The 19,240-nt window shown below is 65.4% G+C and carries 19 protein-coding genes; 4 read left to right on the top strand and 15 right to left on the bottom strand.

The window, feature by feature from the left end:
• Nucleotides 1-4: 4 nt before the first annotated feature.
• The 5 genes from AACH32_RS05935 to AACH32_RS05915 all read right to left on the bottom strand — a co-directional run bounded on the left by AACH32_RS05935 (nt 5) and on the right by AACH32_RS05915 (nt 4,617).
• Entirely contained in the window at nt 5-703 is a 699-nt protein-coding gene (locus AACH32_RS05935) for an ABC transporter ATP-binding protein (RefSeq protein WP_338605863.1), read from the bottom strand.
• On the bottom strand, nt 696-1,439 hold the full coding sequence (locus AACH32_RS05930; RefSeq protein ID WP_338605862.1) for an ABC transporter ATP-binding protein: 744 nt from the start codon (nt 1,437-1,439) through the stop codon (nt 696-698). The genes AACH32_RS05935 and AACH32_RS05930 overlap by 8 nt, the downstream gene beginning before the upstream one ends.
• Before the next feature lies 1 nt (nt 1,440).
• Nucleotides 1,441-2,397 (bottom strand): branched-chain amino acid ABC transporter permease, encoded by a 957-nt coding sequence (locus AACH32_RS05925; protein WP_338605861.1) that lies wholly within the window; start codon nt 2,395-2,397, stop codon nt 1,441-1,443.
• Between the two features lie 13 nt (nt 2,398-2,410).
• Nucleotides 2,411-3,304 (bottom strand): branched-chain amino acid ABC transporter permease, encoded by an 894-nt coding sequence (locus AACH32_RS05920; protein WP_338605860.1) that lies wholly within the window; start codon nt 3,302-3,304, stop codon nt 2,411-2,413.
• A 98-nt stretch (nt 3,305-3,402) separates the two neighbouring features.
• Entirely contained in the window at nt 3,403-4,617 is a 1,215-nt protein-coding gene (locus tag AACH32_RS05915; RefSeq protein ID WP_338605859.1) for an ABC transporter substrate-binding protein, read from the bottom strand.
• Between the two features lie 218 nt (nt 4,618-4,835).
• Between AACH32_RS05915 and larA the strand changes: the two genes are divergently transcribed.
• Entirely contained in the window at nt 4,836-6,119 is a 1,284-nt protein-coding gene (larA, locus tag AACH32_RS05910) for a nickel-dependent lactate racemase (protein WP_338605858.1), read from the top strand.
• Here the strand turns inward: larA and AACH32_RS05905 are convergent.
• Nucleotides 6,100-6,885 carry an urease accessory protein UreH domain-containing protein gene (locus tag AACH32_RS05905; RefSeq protein WP_338605857.1) on the bottom strand — a complete coding sequence of 262 codons (786 nt, stop codon included), beginning with the start codon at nt 6,883-6,885 and terminating at the stop codon, nt 6,100-6,102. The genes larA and AACH32_RS05905 overlap by 20 nt on opposite strands.
• A 321-nt stretch (nt 6,886-7,206) precedes the next feature.
• On the opposite strand from AACH32_RS05905, the gene AACH32_RS05900 reads away from it, so the two are divergent.
• The 3 genes from AACH32_RS05900 (at nt 7,207) to AACH32_RS05890 (ending at nt 9,450) form a co-directional block, all read left to right on the top strand.
• Nucleotides 7,207-7,794 (top strand): TVP38/TMEM64 family protein, encoded by a 588-nt coding sequence (locus tag AACH32_RS05900; protein WP_338606649.1) that lies wholly within the window; start codon nt 7,207-7,209, stop codon nt 7,792-7,794.
• Between the two features lie 86 nt (nt 7,795-7,880).
• Nucleotides 7,881-8,555, top strand: coding sequence for a helix-turn-helix transcriptional regulator (locus tag AACH32_RS05895; RefSeq protein ID WP_338605856.1), 675 nt, complete (start codon nt 7,881-7,883; stop codon nt 8,553-8,555).
• Between the two features lie 91 nt (nt 8,556-8,646).
• Nucleotides 8,647-9,450, top strand: coding sequence for a DUF3786 domain-containing protein (locus tag AACH32_RS05890; protein ID WP_338605855.1), 804 nt, complete (start codon nt 8,647-8,649; stop codon nt 9,448-9,450).
• 237 nt (nt 9,451-9,687) lie between these two features.
• Here the strand turns inward: AACH32_RS05890 and AACH32_RS05885 are convergent, their stop codons facing one another.
• From AACH32_RS05885 to AACH32_RS05845, 9 genes are read right to left on the bottom strand one after another with little or no spacing between them, the layout of a single operon-like run.
• A complete protein-coding gene (locus AACH32_RS05885; RefSeq protein ID WP_338605854.1) occupies nt 9,688-11,142 on the bottom strand; it encodes an ATP-binding protein in 1,455 nt (484 codons plus the stop codon).
• Nucleotides 11,139-12,692, bottom strand: coding sequence for a PAS domain-containing sensor histidine kinase (locus tag AACH32_RS05880; protein WP_338605853.1), 1,554 nt, complete (start codon nt 12,690-12,692; stop codon nt 11,139-11,141). Before AACH32_RS05880 ends, AACH32_RS05885 begins: the two co-directional genes overlap by 4 nt.
• Nucleotides 12,685-13,176 carry a hypothetical protein gene (locus AACH32_RS05875; RefSeq protein WP_338605852.1) on the bottom strand — a complete coding sequence of 164 codons (492 nt, stop codon included), beginning with the start codon at nt 13,174-13,176 and terminating at the stop codon, nt 12,685-12,687. Before AACH32_RS05875 ends, AACH32_RS05880 begins: the two co-directional genes overlap by 8 nt.
• Before the next feature lie 3 nt (nt 13,177-13,179).
• Nucleotides 13,180-13,701: a hypothetical protein gene (locus tag AACH32_RS05870; RefSeq protein WP_338605851.1), complete on the bottom strand. Its 522-nt coding sequence runs from the start codon at nt 13,699-13,701 to the stop codon at nt 13,180-13,182.
• A 28-nt stretch (nt 13,702-13,729) separates the two neighbouring features.
• On the bottom strand, nt 13,730-14,113 hold the full coding sequence (locus AACH32_RS05865) for a response regulator transcription factor (protein ID WP_338605850.1): 384 nt from the start codon (nt 14,111-14,113) through the stop codon (nt 13,730-13,732).
• A 44-nt stretch (nt 14,114-14,157) separates the two neighbouring features.
• The gene (locus tag AACH32_RS05860) at nt 14,158-15,081 is read right to left on the bottom strand and encodes a methylenetetrahydrofolate reductase (protein ID WP_338605849.1); all 924 of its coding nucleotides are present in this window, start codon (nt 15,079-15,081) and stop codon (nt 14,158-14,160) included.
• Nucleotides 15,078-15,746 (bottom strand): methylenetetrahydrofolate reductase C-terminal domain-containing protein, encoded by a 669-nt coding sequence (locus AACH32_RS05855; RefSeq protein WP_338605848.1) that lies wholly within the window; start codon nt 15,744-15,746, stop codon nt 15,078-15,080. The genes AACH32_RS05860 and AACH32_RS05855 overlap by 4 nt, the downstream gene beginning before the upstream one ends.
• Before the next feature lie 11 nt (nt 15,747-15,757).
• Entirely contained in the window at nt 15,758-16,186 is a 429-nt protein-coding gene (locus AACH32_RS05850; RefSeq protein ID WP_338605847.1) for a hydrogenase iron-sulfur subunit, read from the bottom strand.
• Nucleotides 16,186-19,221: an FAD-dependent oxidoreductase gene (locus tag AACH32_RS05845; RefSeq protein ID WP_338605846.1), complete on the bottom strand. Its 3,036-nt coding sequence runs from the start codon at nt 19,219-19,221 to the stop codon at nt 16,186-16,188. The genes AACH32_RS05850 and AACH32_RS05845 overlap by 1 nt, the downstream gene beginning before the upstream one ends.
• Between the last annotated feature and the right edge of the window lie 19 nt (nt 19,222-19,240).

The raw sequence follows: 19,240 nt of genomic DNA, 5'->3' as shown, positions 1-19,240 counted from the left end.
GAGCTCAGACCATGAGGTAGCGTTTGCGCACTTCCTCGTCGGCCCGCAAGTCTTCGATGGTGCCGGAGTAGCGTATCACTCCGTTGTCAATGATGTAGCCTCGGTCAGCCAGCCCTAGAGCCACTTCCTGGTTCTGTTCGGCCAAAAGCACGGTCAGCCCGGTCTGCTTAAGACTCTCTATTTGATCCGCCAACATCTTGACCACCAAGGGGGCCAGGCCCTCGGTGGGCTCGTCCAAAAGCAAAAAGTCGGGATTGGTCATCAGGGCCCGGCCGATGGTGAGCATCTGCTGTTCCCCGCCGCTGAGGAACCCGGCCTGGCGTCCGTCTATGGCGGCCAGAGGCGGGAAGAAGCGGTAGACGCGCTCCTTGTCCCAGGTTTCGGAGCTTCCCGAGGGACGGGCCACTATTTCCAGATTTTCCCCCACGGTGAGGTCGGCGAAGACCCGGCGGTCGTCGGGCACGTAGCCCAGCCCCTGGCGGGCCCTGAGATGCGGCTTCATGGTGGTGATGTCCTGGCCCTTGAACACGATGCTGCCGCGCTTGGGCGGAGTGAGGCCCATGATGGAGCGCATGGTGGTGCTCTTGCCCGCCCCGTTGCGCCCCAACAGGCATACCACCTCGCCGCGCTCCACGGTGAGGCTCACGTCGAAAAGGATGTGGCTCAGGCCGTAGTAGGTATGCACGCCCTTTAGCTCAAGCATCGCCCTGGCCTCCCAGGTAGGCCTGCTGCACCTTTTCGTCGCAGCGGACCTCGTCGCAGGTGCCCTGGGCGATGGTTTCGCCCTGGCGCATGACCATGATGCGCTGGGCCAGGTTGAACACCAGTTCCATGTCGTGCTCGCAGAAAAGTATGGTGATGCCCAGCTCGCCGTTGAGCCGCTGGATAAGGGCCTTAGCCGCGCGGGTTTCCTCGGGGCTCATGCCCGCGGTGGGCTCGTCCATGATGAGTAGCTCGGGCCGGTTGCCCAGGGCGATGGCCATCTCCAGCACCTTGCTGTCCCCGTGGGACAGGGTGCCGCTGATCACCTCGGCCTTGTCGGCCAGGCCCACGTTGCTTAGTATCTCCCAGGTTTCCTCGTTGGCCAGGCGCACCGCCGGGGTGAACAGGCGCAGCACCTGGCGCTTGCGGGCCAGCACCGCCACCCGCACGTTTTCAAAAACGCTCATGCGCGGGAAGACGCTCACCACCTGGTAGGAGAGGCTCAGCCCCCGGCGGCATATCCGGTGGGGGCTCAGGCCCGCTATGTCCTCGCCCTTGAACATCACCTGGCCCCGGTCCGGCTTCAGCTGCCCGGTGATGAGCTTGAACAGGGTGGTCTTGCCCGCCCCGTTGGGCCCGATCACCGCCACCACCTCGCCCTTGGCCACCGTCAGGTTGGCGTCGGACACCGCCAAAAAGGGGCCAAAGGATTTGCGCAGTCCTTGCACCGAGAGCATGTCAGTTCTCCTCCCTGGCGGTCCGGCCGCGCCCCAGGCGGGCCAGGAAGAAGCCCAACACCCCCTCGGGCAGGAAGAAGATCAGCAGCATGAGGATGATGCCCAGCACCATGGTCCAATAGTCGGTGTAGGTGCCCACCACCGCGCGCAAGGCCACCACCATGGCCCCGCCCAGCATGGGCCCCAAGAAGGTGAACCAGCCGCCCAACAGGCACATGATGATGATTTCCAGCGACAGGGTCCAAAAGAGCATGTCCGGAAAGACGGTGCCCTCCACGGTGACGAACAGGGTGCCCGCCACCCCCCCGAAGAACCCGGCGATGACCAGGCCGATGAGCTGGTGCAGGCGCACGTTGACCCCGATGGCCTCGGCCCGCTCCGGGTTGTCGCGGATGCTCATGAACACCCGGCCGAAGGGGGAGTTGACGATGAGGTACATGAGCGCCAGGCAGAGAACGCTGACGATGAGCACGAAGTAGTAGGCCCCCTCGCCGGAGCTGATGAGCCGGGGCACCGGCACGCCGTGCAGGCCGTCGTCGCCGCCGGTGAAGGAATACCAGCGGAACACCACGGCCCACACCAGGCTGCCCAGGGAAATTTGCAGCATGCCGAAGTAGAGCTTGCTCAGGCGCACGCAGATGATGCCCATGATCAGGCTGAGCAAGGCGGCGGCCAGGGGGCCCACCAGATAGCCCCACCAGGGGCTCACCCCGCCGCGCACCGTGAGCAGGGCCGCGGCATAGGCCCCCACCCCGTAGAACACGGCGTGGTTGAACTGGTACATGCCCCCGAAGCCCAGCACCATGTTCAGGCTGCTGGCCAGCAGCCCGGTGACCAGCATGAGGGCCGCCAGGTAGATGTAGTAGCGGCTGGCCACGCTGGGAAACAGGGCCAGGGCGGCCAACAGCACCGCCATCAGGATCAGGCTGCGCGAGCTTATCAACTTTTGGTTTTGCACGATCGCCCTCCCCTTACCAGGTGCTCTTGAGCAGGCCCTTGGGCCGGAACACGAGCACGATGGTCACCGCCACGTAGGGAAAGACGATGGCGAACTGGGGCCACACCAGGATGCCGATGGAGTCGGTGATCCCGAAGATGGCCGCGCCCAACAAGGCCCCCCACATGTTGCCCAGGCCGCCGATGATAACGATGAGGAAGGCCTCCATGATAATGGCGTGGTCCATGCCCTGGGTGATGTTCTGGGTGGGGGCCACCAGGGCGCCGCCCAGGCCGGCCATGAGACAGCCCAGGCAGAACACGAAGGCGAAGACCCAGCTCACGTTGATGCCCATGGCCGCCACCATCTCCCGGTCCACCGCCGCGGCCCGGGCTATCTTGCCGATCTTGGTCTTGTTGGTCAGGGCCCACAGGCCCAGGGCCACCAAGGGGCCCATGATCAGCAGAAACAGGTTGTAGCGGGGAAAGGGCATGCCCCCCAGGGAGAAGGAGCCCTGCATCATGGGCGGAGCGGACAGGGAACGGTAGTCCGAGCCCCAGGTCATCTTGACCAGATCGCCCAGCACCAGCATGAGCGAAAAGGTGAACAGCAGGAGCATGAGGTGCTCCCGCTCGTAGAGGTGGCAGAATATGCCGCGCTCCACGGCCAGGGCCAACAGCCCCACCGCCACCGGGGCCACGGCCAAAGCCACCCAGAAGCCGGTCTGGCCGCCGATGAAGGTGGCCACCGAATAGGTGACAAAGGCCCCGATCATGTACAACGAGCCGTGGGACACGTTGGGTATCCTGAGCACTCCCAGGATAAGGCTGAGCCCGGAGCTTACGATGAACAAGATGGTGGTGCGGCTGAGCCCCACCAGCAACTGTTGCCCCAAGGCGGCCAGGGTTATGTGGCTTGCCGTATCCATGGAAACCTCGTGAGGAGCAAGCGAAAAAGAAGATTAGACCCCGGCGGGCGGGGCGTGGTTGCCCAGCCCGCCGGGATATGGCTGCGAAACGGAGTGGATTACTTGCCCCGGGCCTTCATGATCTCGTCCAGGTCGGGCGCGGCCTCGGCGGGGGGAATGGTCACGATGTCGTGGGCCACCAGGAAGTCGTACTGGTTGGACTTCTTGGTAACGCCCATGTACATGGGCAGCAGGGCCTGGTGATCCTCGGCCCTAAGCTGCACCGGCCCCACCGGAGTCTGCACGGTGGCGTTCTCCACCGCGTCGATGAACTTCTCGGTGTCCAGGCTCTTGGTCTTCTGGTAGGCCTGGGTGATGAGCTGGGCGGTGATGTAGCCATAGAGCGCGCCCACGGTGGGCAGGCGGTGATAGACGTCCTGGAACTCCTTGACAAAGGCCTTGTTGGCCGCGCTGTCGGGATAATAGAAGAAGTAGTTGCTGGTGCCCAGCACGCCCTCGGGGGCGTTCTTGCCCACGGGACGCAGGGTGGCCAGCTCGGCCGCGGTGTGCATGAAGAAGGGGACCTTCTTGTTGAAGCCGGTGGCCTGGGCGGCCTTGAGGAAGGGCACGCAGTCGCGGCCGCCGGTGGCGATGATCACCGCGTCGGGCTTGGCGGCCAAGATGGCGGTGATGTAGGGGGTGAAGTCGGGCTCGCCCACCTTCCACCAGCTTTGGCCCAACAGCTGCACCTCGGGCTTGAGCTTCTTGAGCTGCTTCCATACGCCCTCGCCCACGGCGTGGCCGTACTCATAGTCGTCACCCGCGATCCAATACTTGATATAGGGCTTCTTGGCCAGGGCCGCCCCGGCGGCCTTGCCCACCATGGCGGTGTTCTCGGTGATCTGGAAAACGTAGCGGTTACCCTTTTCGCCGCTGATCTTGGCGCTCTTGCTGAAGGTGGCGAAGAAGGGGATCTTCTCCTTCTGGCAGAGGTCGGCCAGGGCCAGGGCCAGGGCGCTGTTGATGGTGCCCACCAGCATGGACACCTCCTCGCGCATGATCAGTTCCTTGGCCTGGCTCAGCCCCAGGTCCACCTTGAACTTGGTGTCGCGGGTGATGACCTCGAACTTGTTGCCCCAGATGCCGCCCTTGGCGTTCACCTTGTCCATGTGCATCTTGAAGGCGTCGCGCACGTCGTTGGTATAGGTGCTGGGCGGACCGCTGTAGCAGTCGAGGAGGCCGATTTTGATGGTTTTGGCCATGGCCGGGCCGGCTCCCAAAACCAGGCCCAAGGCGGCCACCAGGGCCAGCAGCAGCCAAAGTTTGTTCCTCATATGTCACTCCCCTTCCCGTTTATTAAGTATCGGCTACGGCCGGAGGCAGGCGCCCCCAAGCGAGGTTGGCGCTGGGTGTTGATGCCGGGATGAAAAATCTGTAAGGGCAACCGGCCCAAGCATAACTCTTTTAGGCCTCTGGTTCCAGTGTTGTAGTGACCTGGGCACTAATCGCATTCCTGGTTTATAGTAGAGCCAAATACCCAGAGGGAGGGATCATGCCCAGCGTTGCCATACCCTGCGGCCGCCACGAAATCACCCTGGAGTTGCCGGGGGGCGTCCATTTACTCTCCGGGCGGGAGCTGCCCGTCCTGGCCGACCCGGCCGCCGAGGTGGCCGGGGCCTTGGCCAGTCCCCAGAGCGGGCCGCCCCTGACCGAGCTTGCCCGAGGCAAGAAAAGCGCCTGCGTGGTGATCAGCGACATAACCCGCCCGGTGCCCAACCGCCTGCTGCTGCCTCCCCTGCTGGAGACTTTGCTGGCCGCCGGGGTGCCCCGCGAGGGCATCACCCTGCTTATCGCCACGGGCATGCACCGGCCCAATCTGGGAACCGAGCTGGAGGAGCTGCTGGGGCCGGAGATAGCCGCCGCCTGGCCGGTGGTAAACCACGACTGCCGCGACGATGCCTCCCTGGAGGTGGTGGACACCATCGAAGGCCAGCCCATCGCGGTGAACCGGCGTTATTTGGCGGCCGAGCTGAAAATAGTCACCGGGCTCATCGAGCCCCACCCCTTTGCCGGCTACTCCGGGGGAGGCAAGTCGATCCTGCCGGGCATATCGGCCCTCAAGACCATGCACTTCATGCACTCCTACCGCATGATCGCCCACCCCGGCCTGCGGGCTGGGGTGCTGGCCGACAACCCCTTTCAGGAGCAGGTGGGCCGGGTGGCCCGGGCCGCGGGCCTGGACTTCATGCTCAACGTGGTCATAGACCGTAGCCGCCGTCTTTTGGGGGTGTTCGCCGGGAGCTTTCCCCAGGCCCACCATTTGGGCTGCGCCCTGGCCGCCAGCCATACGGTGGTGTCGGTGGACGAGCCCTTTGACCTGGTGATCACCAGCGGAGGGGGCCATCCCCTGGACGAAACCCTGTACCAGGCCTCCAAGGGCCTGTTGGCGGCCAGGGGCATCGTCTGGCCCGGCGGCACGGTGCTGTGGGTGACCAATTGCGCCCAGGGACTGGGTGGCGAGGAATTTTGCCGCATGGTGCGCGCGTGCGGCACGCTCCAGGGATTCAAGGAGCGTCACGCCGATCCGGCCAACTTCGTCATCGACCAATGGGGAGCCCAGGCCTATTTCCAGTGCATGGAACATCCGGGGCGAGTGCTGGTCTACGCCCCCGGCCTAACGGCCGAGGAGGCCCGTTCCTTTGGCCTGGAGTGGGTGGAGGATCTGCCGGCCACGGTAGGCGAGCTGTGCGCTTCCCACCGCCGGGTGGCGGTGATGCCCGAGGGCCCCTATCTGAACCCCTTGCTGGGCGGTGGGACTACAGACCCAGGAGCTTGATGGACAGGCCCGACAGGGCGATGATCACCCCGGCCAGGGCGTGCACGTAGCGCTCCATCCAGCCCAGGTCCAGGTGCAGCAGGCCCTTGGAGATCAAAAACACCACCGCCACCATGGTGCCCACGGTGACCACCCCGAAGGCGCAGGTGACCCACAGCAGGTCCCACCAGGAACCCTGGGCGGCCGGGTACATCAGCAGGGGGATCAGCGGTTCGCAGGGCCCCAGCACGAAGATGATGAACAGGGCCCAGGGAGTCACCGTCTTGGGGTCGCCGTGCAGGTGCACGTGGCGGCCCAGATGGCTGTGGGAGTGCTGGTGCTGGTGGGTGTGCACCTGCGCGGGGTCGTGGCCGTGGCCGTGGTCGCTCTCGTGGGGATGCCCCGGGTCCGGATCGGCCTCGTGGGGGTGCTCGTGGGGATGGGGGTGGGGATGCTGGTGCTCGCTGGAGCGCAGGCCCAGGCGCAAGCCCCAGGCGGCGTAGGCCACCCCGAAGCCGATGAGCAGCCAGGAGGCGATGTCGCCGCGCAGGGTTTCCACGCCTTCCAACAGGCCCACCGCGACGCCCAAAGCCACCCCCAGCACCCCCAGGACCACGGAGCTCAGCACGTGGCCGATGCCGCACCAAAAGGTGAGGTGGATCACCTTGCCGAGGGACCACCCCCGGGCCCGTCCGATGAGGATGAACGGCAAATAATGATCCGGCCCGATGAGCGTGTGTATGAAGCCGATCGACAGGGCGGTTCCCAATAGCACCTGTAATTCCATGGGCGTCCTCCACTTTCGGCGGCAAGGGTACCATCAACCCGCTCCGGCGGCCAGGGAGGCGGCCCAGCGGGCGCGGCGCTTTCAGCGGCCCCAAGGCACAACGGCCTATTCAGCGGCCCTGATAATTGCTATGCTTGGCCCGGTTTGAGCGGAGCAATCCTGGAGTGAACAGGCATGGCTGATCAAGGCGTCGCGACTCATTCACAGCACCCGCCATACCCCCCGGCTCCGTCCGGCCACGTCAAGTGGCTCAAAGCGGCCATTTTTCCCGCCGCGCTGCTGGCCCTTTGCGCCTTTTGGCGGTGGGGGCCGTTGAGCGGCATGCTGGACGAGCAAAGCCTGGAGCGCTGGGCCGCCGCCATGCGCGAGTTGCCCCTGGCTCCCCTGGCCGCCCTGGCGGTTTTTTTCGTGGGCGGCCTGGTGATGCTGCCGGTGGTTTTGCTCATCGGGGCCATGGGTATGATCTTCGGCCCCTGGCTGGGCGCGGTCTACGCCTTGGGCGGGGCCCTGTCCAGCGCCCTGGCGGCCTATGGCCTGGGATTGGTCGCCGGCCATTATACCTTGGACAGGTTTTCCGGCGGCAAGGCCGGCCGGTTGAGCAGCGAATTGGCCGACCACGGGGTGGCCACCATCGTCGTCCTGCGCCTTTTGCCGGTGGCCCCCTTCACCCTGATCAACCTGGTGGCGGGCGCTTCGCGCTTCCGTCTAGGATGCTTCGCCGTGGGAACCCTCTTGGGCATGATCCCGGTGGTTCTGGCCATCACCGTGTTCGCCCATCGCCTAGGCCACATCTGGCGCGAGCCCGACTTGGAGCACTTCGCCGTGGCCGGGGGAGCGCTTCTGGCCCTCGGCCTGGCGGTTTGGTTGTGCAGGCGTCTGCACACGCGCGCACGCCACCCCCTGGCCTAAACCCGCTTATTCTTGATGCCGGGCCCGCGCCGTGCCATAAACAACCAAGGCCCGGACATCCTTGCCAGGCCCGAAAGGAGACCCCGGTGAGCCCCAGACCAAGCTCCGCCCCAGCCCTTACCGCCTGGGAAATCCTGGCCAATTTGGGTGATTCGCTGATGATCGTGGACCGCGATTATCGGGTGATCTGGTGCAAGGAGCCCCTCATGGAGACCCCGGGGTCCGAAAGCGAGGCTGTGGGCCACTTCTGCTATCAGATATTCGCGGGGCGCGACACCCCCTGCACCCGCGCCTGTCCGGTGAAACCCATGTTCGCCCAAGGCCGGCCCCAGGCGGTTGAGCGCCATATGCTCACCAGCGAGGGCCGGGAGATATGGCGCGAGGCCAGGGCCTATCCCATCCTGGACCGCCGGGGAGCGGTGGCCTTTGCCGCCCGCATCAGCTTTGACATCACCCACCGCAAAAAACGCCAGTCCCGCCTGGAAGACGAGGTGTTGACCCTGGAGCGCTCCCTGGAAGAGATGAACCGGTTCCAGTTGGGCGAGCTGCCCTTTCAGCCCCAGGGGGACGCCTCCCTGACCAAACGGGAGCTGGAGGTGCTGCGCCTGGTGGCCCAGGGTTTGTCCAAGCCCAGTATCGCCAAGGTGCTGGGCATCAGCCAGAACACGGTGAAGCGTCACGTGGGTAACATCTTCAACAAGCTGGGGGTCAACGACCGGGCGCAAGCGGCAGTGTGGGCCGCCAGGCAGGGATTGGTCTAAAAAGCGTGTCACCCGTTCGGGTGATTCACTGGTCCCTGGTTGGTAGTAGGCTTAAGCCAGGATCACGGCGCCAAACAGGGAGCGAATTGGCATGTCCCCCCTCAAGAGCTATCTGGACCTCTACAAGCATCTGCCCCAGACCAATTGCAAGAAATGCGGCATGGCCGCCTGCCTGGCCTTTGCCGCCGCGGCCATGCGGGGGCAAAAGCTCCTGAGCGCCTGCCCGGACCTGGCCCCCCAGGTGCGCGAAGAATTGGCCCGAGAGCTGGGCCAGGCTGCCGACCCCCAGGAAGAGCTGACCCGGGCCATGGCCCCGCTCAAGGCCAGGGTGGCCGCGGTGGATCTGGCCGCCAAGGCAGGCCAGCTGGGCTGCACCCACAACGGCAAGCGCCTGGTGCTCAAGTGTCTGGGCAAGGATTTCACCGTGGATCCGGACGGCTCCCTGGCTTCCCAGTGCCACGTCAACGCCTGGCTGGCCGAGCCCATGCTCAATTACGTGAGCCTGGGCCAAGGCAAGGACCCGCTGGGGCGCTGGAAGCTGCTGCGGGAACTACCCGGGGGCGAGGATTGGCATCGGCTGTTCGGCCAGCGTTGCGAAAAGCCGCTGCAAAAGGTGATCGACGAGCACCGCGACCTGATGGAGTGGGTCATCGACATCTTCGGGGCCCAGGCGGTGGAGGAGGAAGGCTCGGCAGAGCTGAGGGTGGTGCTATGGCCCTTGCCCAAGCTGCCCCTGCTGATCCGCTACTGGCCCCCGGAAGACGGTATGGAATCCACCTTGAACCTGTGCTTTGACGCCACGGCCACCGACAACCTGCCCATTGAGAGCATCTACACCCTGGGGGTGGGGCTGGTTACCATGCTGGAGAAGATTGCACTCACCCATGATACCTAGGGGGATTTTCAGGTAGTACCCGCCGGGAAACCGATCAATCAGGAATTATTCTGTCCGCATAGATAAGGCTTCAGCCCCGCCACGTCAGCTGGTTTCTGATTAAGTCCGGCACAGCCAGCCGCCGGGAGACAAGGCGCCTGGCGAGCGAGAGCCGCAGGCGTAGGGAAACCTACGTCGAGGCTTGAGCGAAGCCAGCAACGCAGTATACCGGTGGCTGGCGCAGCCGGACGCGCCGGTCTATTGCGGAGCTGCCGGCAGATAAAGGGTAAAGGTGGAACCCTTACCCGGCTCGCTGGTCAGCTCCAGCCGGCCGTCGTGGCTCTCCACCACCCGCTTGACGATGGCCAGGCCCAGTCCGGTGCCGGGTATCTGGCGGGTGTCGGCGTTTTTCACCCGGTGGAAGCGCTGGAAGATGGCCTCCTGCTCCTCGGGGGGGATGCCCAGGCCGTTGTCCTGCACCGACAGAACCGCTTCGCCGTCGCCGCCCGCGGCCCGCACCCGGATGCGGCCGCCCTGGGGGGTGTACTTGACCGCGTTGCTGACCAAGTTGGTGGCCACCCGCAAGAGCTCCTCGCCCACGCCCATTACCTCGGGCAGGTTGTCGTCTATCTCCAGCTCCAGGCTCTGGCTCTTGGCCTGGGCCCGGCCCATGAGCTGGTCCACCGCCTCCTGGAACAGCGGCGCCAATTGCACCCGGCTCACCTGGCCCATGCCCCCGGCCTCGATCTTGGACAGGTCCAACAGGTCACGGCTGAGCTTGGCTATGGACTCCAGGCGCTCCCGGGCCCGGCCCAGCAGCTCCTTTTGCGGCTCCTCCAAAGGGCCCAAAAGCCCCTTGTTCAGGTTTTGCAACTGCCCCAGCACGGCGGACAGGGGGCTGACGATCTCATGGGCCACGGTGGAGACGAACTCGCTCTTGTATTGGTCCAGCCGGCGCCAGGCGGTGATGTCGTCGAACACCGCCACCGCGCCCATGGGCCTGCGCCGGGCGTCGTAAAAGGGCGCGCAGGTCACCTGGAAATAGGTGGCGTCGTCGCCTTGGCCCAGGCTCACCTGCCCCCGGCAATCGTCGCTGGTCAGCTCCCTGGGGATGGGCTGCAGGGCCTGCTCCAGGCACTGGCACACCGCGGGCCAAGGCAGGGCCTCGCCGCAGGAGCGGCCCTGCAACTCCTCCTGGGACTTGCCCAGGAGCTTGGCCAGCACCGGGTTGACCAGGGCGATCTCGCCCCCGGCGTCCACCACCAGGACCCCGTTGCGCATGGCCGCCACCAAGGCCCTGGTGCGGCTTTTTTCGATGGAAATATTTTGCAGGGTGTCGGCCCGGCGGAAGGCCCGCTCCACCACCATGCGCAAGTCTTGGGGCTTGAAGGGCTTGGCCAAGAAGTCGTCGGCCCCCTGCTTCATAGCCTCCACCGCCTTTTCCAAGGTGGCGAAGCCGGTGATGACCACCGAGGTGAGATCCGGGTAGCGGCGGCGGGCCTGATCCAAGAACTCCATGCCGTCCATGACCGGCATCATCAAATCCACCAACACCAGGTCCGGGCCATGCTTTTCCACCATGGCCAAGCCCTCGGCCCCATCGGCGGCAAGGTACACCTCGTAGCCCGCCTCGGTGAGCACCCGCTGCACGGCCAGGCGCACCCGCTCTTCGTCGTCCACCACCAAAATACGGCGCGTTATTTGAATACTCACCCGATCTCCTCGTCCTCTGGATCGCTGCGCATGGTGCTGGCAAAATCCAGCAGGGTCTTGGGCGCCTGGGCCGGCAGGCGCACCAAAAAGGTGGTACCCTCGGGCCCGGATTGTTTGACCAAAATCTTGCCCTCGTGGCGCGAGATCACCCCGAACACCACGCTGAGCCCCAAGCCGGTCCCCTGCCCCGGCGGCTTGGTGGTGAAAAAGGGATCGAACACCTTGGTCAGGTATTCGGGAGCGATGCCGCTGCCGCTGTCGCCGACCTCGGCGCAGCGCATGCCCTCATCGTCCAGATAGGTGCGCACCGTCAACTTGCCCCGGCCCTCCATGGCGTCATAGGCGTTGGAGATCAGGTTGATGAACACCTGGCGCAAGAGCTGGCGGTCGCCCTGGATGATCAGGGGCTCGGGATACCACTCGGTAACCACCTCCACGTGCCATCCCTGGCTGTCGGCGTGGGTCAGGGCCAGCGCCTCCTCCACCAGCTGGCTCAAGTCCAGCGATTCCAGTTGGATGCTGCCCTGGCGGCTGTAGTCCAACAGGTCGCGCACGATGTCGCGGCAACGTTCGGCGTCCTCGATGATGCGCTGCAGGTCCGGCTGCACCGGATGGTCCGGGGGAAGCTGGTCGCGCACCAGTTCGCCGTAGATGGTGATGCCGGTGAGGGGGTTGTTGAGCTCGTGGGCCACGCCGGCGGCCATGCGCCCCAGCATGGCCAGCTTGTCCGACTGCACCACCTGCATGCGCGCCGAGCTGAGGTGGCGCTCTATCTTGGCCCGCTCCCGCTGGTCCCGGATGATGCCCAGGGTGCCGATGGGCTTGCCCTCGCGGTAGATATAGTTGAGGTTCACCACCACCGGGACGATCTCGCCGTCCTTTTTGGTCAGGTGGGTGCGCACCCCGCGCACCGGGCCGTCGCTGGCGTCCAGGATGCTTCGCAGGCGTTTGAGTTCCTCGTGGGGACTCAGGTCCCACAAGGTCTTGCCCATGAGCTCCTCGGGAGCGTAACCCATCACCGGCAGGGAGTTGCGGTTGACGAACAAGACCCTGCCCTCCAGGTCGGCGGCCACCACCACCCCCAGCATGGAGTTGAGCAGCCCCCCCAAAAGCTCGTTGGTCTCGGTGAGGCTGGCCTCCAGGCGCTTGGCCTCGGAGATGTCGCGCACCGACTCGATGACCCCCAGCACCTTGCCCAGTTCGTCGGTAAAGGGGCTGAGGTGGACTTCCTCCACCACCCAGTGCCCCCGCGAATCCTGATACTCGTGGGCGTTGAACAGGCCTTGCTGGCCCTGCATGGCCGCCGGAAAGCGGCACACGCTGGCCGGACAGGGCTGGTTGCCCCGGCGGTAGACCTCATAGCAAAGGTGGCCCAAGACCTGTTCCTGGCTCATGCCGTAGCGCTGCAACCAGCTCTTGCTCACCGCCAGAACCCGCTTGTCCGGGCCCAAAAGTATGGTGGGAATGGGCAGGTACTGAAAAATGCGCCGGTACTGGCTGTCGCTCAGCGTAAGGCTTGGCGGCTCGGCCATGGGCAATTGCTCAGTCATTGCGGCCTCCCGGGGCGCAGAAGCATTGTCCCAGGCCCTCTAGGGCGGGCTCGCCGTGTTCCGGGGCCAGGGTCACCTGCAAGGTGTGGGTCACCCCCAACAGGGCCAGGGGCTCCACACCGGCCGCCTCCAGGCCGCTCAGGGCCTCGGAGGCCAGGCCCCAGCGGTCGCCGAAATGGGGACCTTGCAAATTGATCAAGGCGGTGGGGCCGCGCTCGGTGATCACCGCGCCGGAGAGGGCCGCGGCTTCTTCCAGGCGCGGGGCCTGATCCCGGGGCAGGCAGATCTGAAGCAGGGCCAGATCGTCCTCCCACACCAGGCTGCAGGAGACCAGCTGCATGGGAGGGTCCAGGGCGGCCAGTGATTCGGTGAGCTCGGCCAGGGCGGCGGCGCTGCACTCCAGAGCCATGGCGACGTCGCCCAGGCGGAGCTTGAGCCCGTAGGTGCGCACCGGCCTTTCAAAATACACCGCCACGGTTTCCATGTATCAGCCCTCCCTGGACAGCGGGCTTTGCACCACGCTCACCTGCTCCTCCGGGGGCGAGCCCCCCGGCGGCAGGTCGAAACGGCTACCCAGGGCCTCCACGGCCGCGGCGAGCTGGTCTTCGGGCAGGATCACGGTCATGGCCGCCAGGGACGTGCCCAGGGCCAGGGGTTTGAGGCCAACGGTGGCCAGGCAGGCCAGGGCCTGGGCGGGCAGGGCCATGCCCGCGGCCAGAGGGTAGAAAGTGAGGGCGATTACCGGCTCGCGCACCCGGGGCGTCGGCCAGCCATGGGCCTGGGCCAGCTCCTGGGCCAGGGCCAGAGCCTGGGGGCTATTGGCCGTCTCCAAGCACAAACCGACCCGCACCCCGCCCTTGCCCCCGTGCATCAGGAGAAAAGGCAGGTTGATCCGAGCCTGGGTAAAGGCCCCGGCCAGAGCGTTAACCCCGGCCCAGGGCCACCCCTTCACAGCCAGCAAGCTGAGGTTCCGGCGTTGTTTCCAGCCGGTTATGCGCAGCCGCTTCATGGCCGGCACCGGCTCACCGGGCGGCCGTCTAGGCCAGCTCCGCCACCAGCTCGGCGAGCTGGTCCAGATCCACCGGTTTGGCGATGTATTCGTCGGCCTCGGTGGTCATCCCGTCACGGTGGGTATAGGAGGTGGAGTTAACCGCCGACCCCACCGCCGTGAGCAGAATCACCGGAATACCGCTGAAAGCGCTGTCGCTCTTCAGCTGGGCGCATACCTCGTAGCCGTCCTTGCGGGGCATCATCACGTCCAGCACCACCACGTCGGGCCGCCGCGCTTTGACGCTCTCCAGGCCTTCCACCCCATCGTAGGCCTTGCCCACCTCGAAGCCCTTGGCCTCCAGGTTCATGGCTACCGATTCAACGAGATCCGGGTCGTCATCTACCACCAACACGTATTTACCGTCGGCCATACGGCCTCCTCCTTGCTGTCCGGCCCGGGAGGGGCGCGGAGCCTTTAGACCTGTGGCCGGGGAAGCAGGCCGGCCCGCTCCACGATCTCCGGTACCCGATGCTCCCATTCGATAGCCATCAGGTGAATACCGGCCACGCCGGGCATTTCGCGTAGTTGCTCTATCTGTTCACAGAGCAGCTTGATGCCTTCCTCTGCCTGTTTGTCCTTGGGCTGGTCGGCAATGCGCTTGACCACTTCGTCGGGCACGTCCATGCCCGGCACCTTCTTGGCCATGTAACGGGCCATGCCCGCGCTCTTGAGCGGGGTCACCCCGGCCAGGAGCTTGGTTTTCTCGGTCAGGCCCATGTCGACCGCCTGACGCATATATTCCGCGAAACGCTCCATATTGTAAATACATTGTGTCTGAATAAAATCAGCCCCGGCCGCGACCTTCTTGCCCAGGCGCAAAACCCGAAGCTCGAAAGGATCGCCAAAGGGGTTGGCCGCCGCCCCCACGAACAGGCGGGGAGGGGTGTCGATCTCGGCCCCGCCCTGGAAACGGCCCTGGTCGCGCATGTTGGCGACCATCTGGATCTGCTGAATGGAGTCGATGTCGTGCACGTTGGCGGCCTGGGGATGGTCGCCGAAGCTGGGGTGGTCGCCGGACAGGCACAGCATGGTGTTGATGCCCAGAGCGGCGGCGCCCAAAATGTCCGACTGCATGGCCAGGCGGTTGCGGTCGCGGCAGACCATCTGGTAGTTGGGCTCCATGCCCATTTCCTTGAGCACCAAGCTCACGGCCCAGGAGGCCATGCGCACCACCGCGGTCTGGTTGTCGGTCACGTTGACCGCGTCCACCATGCCCTTGAGGTGGGAGGCCTTGTCCTTGATGGCCTGCAGGTTGGCCCCGCGGGGCGGACCCAACTCGCCGGTTACCGCGAAGTTGCCCGCTGCAAGGACTTTTTCCAGATTGCTGTCGCTTTTCATATCGCCATGTCCTCTCTGACGATGCGGCGCGGGCCGCCGTCACGGGCAGTGCGCCAATCCTTGGGGGCCATGATCTGGCTGTAGAGCTCGGTCTGGCCCAGTTGTTTCAGGCGGTCCCAAATAAGCTGCCAGGCGCAGTCGATATCCGGGCTGACCTCGCACTTGCCCTTGGTGGAGCCGCCGCAGGGTCCGTTGAAGATGCGCTTGGAGCAACGGGCGATGGGACAGATGCCGCCGGTGAGACCCAGCACGCAGTTGCCGCAGCCGGCGCAACGCTCGGCCCACACGCCGTTGGACTCGCTGGAGCCCATGAACTCGGTGTTGACCATGGGCAGCACCGGCAGGCCCTGGTAGCGCTCGGCCACGGTCTGCACGCCGCAGCCGCAGGCCATGGAGCACACCGCGTCATACTGATCCACCACCATGGCCAGCTCTTCCGCGTACTCGGGATCGCACTGGCGCTCCAAGGTCAACTCGTCCACGGTCAGGGGCGCGCCCAGCTTCATCCGGCCCATCCTGAGGGCCGAGGCCAGCATGGCCACCTCTTTGCGGCCGCCAGCGTGGCAAACCGTGACACACTCGTTGCAGCCCACCAGCAGGATCTTGCCGTACGGCTCGATCAAGCGGAAAATTTCTTCCATAGGCTTGCGTTCTGCGGTGATCATGATCTTTCCCTTCAGGCGGCCGCCTTGGCCCCTTGCTTAATGGGATTGGGCCCCATTTCACCAATCTTCTGGCTGAACTCGGTGGCGATTTCCGCGAATTTGGCCCCCTGGCCCGCGCTCACGTTGACCATGGCCACCCGCTCGCCGCCGATACCGATGTCGTCCAGCAACGACTGCACCCTTTTCACCCGGGCCGCGGCCCTGAGGTTGCCGTTTTTAAAGTGGCAGTCTCCCACCAGGCAACCGGCCACCAACACGCCGTCGGCCCCCTTTTGCAGGGCCTGCATGATGTAAAGCTGCTCCACCTTACCGGTGCAGGGCACCCGAAGAATCCTCACCCCGGAGGGGTAGCTCAGGTTCATGCGGCCGGCCACGTCGGCGGCGGTATAGGCGCAGTAGTCACAGGCGAACACCACCACAACCGGTTCGAAATTACTCATTACATTACCCCTTCCAGCAGAGCCTCGGTGCGGCTGAGCATGCGGTCATCCTCATAGCCCGGCAGTTGAATGGCCTGGGCCGGACACTCGGCGGCGCAGACCCCGCAGCCCAGGCACTGGGCCGGGTCTATCTCCGAGTAGCCATCGGCGTTGATGTAGGGAATACCATAAGGACAAGTACGCACGCATATCAGACACGCCGCGCAGCGGTCGCCGTTGACCTTGGCCACCGGGGTGTCCAAGACCAGGCTCTTCTGGGAAACCAGGGTCAGGGCGCGCCCGGCGGCGGCCAGGCCCTGGGTGCGGGCCTCGGCCAGCGAGGCCGGGCACAACACCGAACCGGCCGCGAACACGCCCGGAGCCGGGGTGTCTATGGGCCGCACCTTGGGGTGATCCTCCAGCAGGAACCCACCGGGGCCCTGTTGCAGGCGGAATATCTCGCAAAGCTCCTCGGTGTCCTCGTCGGCGGCGATCTGCGGCGTGGAGAGCACCAGGGCGCTGGGCTCCACGGACAGCCGGCGGTCCAGGATGTGGTCCTTGAAGATCACCTCCAGGGTCTCGCCGTCCTTGCCCACCTGGGGCGGCTCCTCGGGGCTGTAGCGCACGAAAAGCACTCCCAGTTCGCGGGCCTTGCGGTACTGGTCTTCGGAGTCGAAGGGCATGCGCATGTCGCGGTAGAGCACGAACACCTGGGCCTCGGGATTTTGCTCCTTGATCCACAGGGCGTTCTTCACCGCGCTGCGGCAACAAATGCGCCCGCAGGTGGGGTTGGTTTCGTTGCGGCTGCCCACGCACTGGATCATCACCACGGTGCCCAGGGACTCGCCGGCCTTGCCGGAGGCCAGGAGCTTTTCCATCTCCAGCTGGGTCATGATCCTGGAGTCTTGGCCGTAGAGGTATTCGCTGGGTTCGTAGCGCCGGGCGCCGGTGGCCAGGATGGTCACGCCGTGGTTGATCTGGCGATAGAACATGCCCGGACCGGTTTGCACGCCGGTGACAAAGGCGCCCACCTGGCCCTTGTGGTCCACCACCAGGGTGTCGGTGAGTATCTCGATGTTGGGGTTGTCCTTGACCCGGGCGATCATTTCGGCCAGCTCCGGGGCCAGCGGACGGCCGTCCAGGGTGCGGGCCAGCTCGCTGGCCAGGCCGCCCAACTCGCGGCTACGCTCCACCAGGTAGACCTTGCCGCCTTGTCCGGCCAGGCCCAGGGCGGCGCTCATGCCGGCCACGCCGCCGCCCACCACCAGGGCGTCGGGGTTGAAGGGCAAGCTCAGGCTGGGAGTCGGCTTGGCATGGCGCACTCCGGCCACCGCGGTGCGCACCAAGGTGATGGCCTTGTTGGTGGCCGCGGCCTGGTCGCCGCGGTGCACCAGGGCGTCCTGCTCGCGGATGTTGGCCATCTCCAGATAGGCCCGGTTGAGCCCGGCCTTGCGAATGGCCTCGGCAAAGATGCGGCCGTGGGTGCGGGGGCTGTATCCCGCCACCACCACCCGGTTGATGTCGTGGGTGGCGATGGCCTTTTCCAAGGTGGCCAGGCCGTCCTGACCGTAGGAAAGCTCCAGGTTTTCCACGTGGACCACGCCGTCCATCTTGGAGGCGGCGTCCTGTACCTTCTGGGATTCCACCACCTCTTGGACCACCCGGCCCCAGTCCACGAAAAACACTCCGATGCGCGGCTCTTGCTTGCTGAAGTCCTTTTCCCTGGGCAGATCTTCTTCCCGGCGCATGGCCCGCGGCGCGACCAGATCGGAACTGGCCAGACAGCCGGCGGCCGAAGCCTGGGTCAGCGATCCGGGGATGTCCTGGGGCCCCAGGGCCATGCCGCAGGCGTACACGCCGGGGCGGCTGGTGCTCACCGGGGCGAAGTCCTCGGCCTTGGCGAAGCGGTAGGGGTCCAGCTCGATGCCCAGGGCCGCCGCCTGCTCGGTGGCGTCGCTGGCGGCGCAGAAGCCCACCCCCAGGACCACCATGTCCAAATCCACCTCGCCCAGGGTCCCGTGGTCGTCCACATAGGTCATCCTGAGGTCGCCGGTCTCTTCGTTGTGGTCCACCGTGTGGGGGCGGCAGCGCACGAAGTTGACTCCCAGCTCGCTCTTGGCGCGCTGGTAGTAGAGCTCGTAGTCCTTGCCCATGGGCCGCATGTCCATGAAAAAGACCGTGGCCTCCAGCTCATGCTCGAAGTGCTCCTTGGCCCAGATGGCCTCCTTCATGGAGATCATGCAGCAGATGGAGGAGCAGTAGGGGTTGCCGCCCTCCTTGGTGGTGCGGCTGCCCGCGCACTGGATCCAGCCGATGCGCTTGGGATGGCGGCCGTCGCTGGGTCGCTGGAACTTGCCGCCGGTGGGGCCGGCGGAGCTCATGAGCTGCTCGAACTCCAGGCTGGTGAGCACGTCCGGGAAGCGGCCGTGACCGTACCATTCGTCCATGGGGGCCGGGTCCCAAAGCTCGCCGCCGCTGGCCAGCACCACCGAACCCACTTCCAGGGTCTGCTCGACCTCTTTTTGGTCCAGGTCGATGGCCTCGGGCACGCAAACCTTGATGCACTCGCCGCAGCGGTCGCACTTGCTCATGTCGATGGCAAAGGCTTGGGGCGTGGCCTGGGGATAGCGCAGGCAGGTGGGGGAGTTGGTGTCCAGGCCGGGAGTGAAGCTGATGGCCCCTTGGGGGCAGGCGGCCAAACAGGCTCCGCAGGCGTTGCAGCGGTCCACGTTGATGTATCGGGGGCTGGTGAACACCTGGGCCTTGAAGTCGCCGGCCTGACCCTCAAGGCTCACCAACTTGGTCAGGGGCATGGTCTGCACGGTGCGGGCGCCGCCCGCCTTGTCGGCGTCGGGGGACAGGTAGCAGATGTTGCAATCGTTGGTGGGAAATTGCCGGTCCAACAGCGGTAGGAAGCCGCCCAAGGCGGGCTTTTTCTCCAACAGATAGACTTGCCTCCCTGCCTCGGCAAGGTCATAGGAGGCCTTGATGCCGGCGATGCCGCCGCCTAGAACCAGCACCGAGTTGCTCGTACGCTGGCTGTTTTCTTGGTTCATTTGGCTAGGCCTTTCTTAC

Origin of the sequence: Desulfoferula mesophila (assembly GCF_037076455.1) — a bacterium.
GTDB lineage: Bacteria > Desulfobacterota > Desulfarculia > Desulfarculales > Desulfarculaceae > Desulfoferula > Desulfoferula mesophila.
Note: the sequence above shows the minus strand (reverse complement) of the source record. Positions and strands in the feature narration are given on the sequence as shown.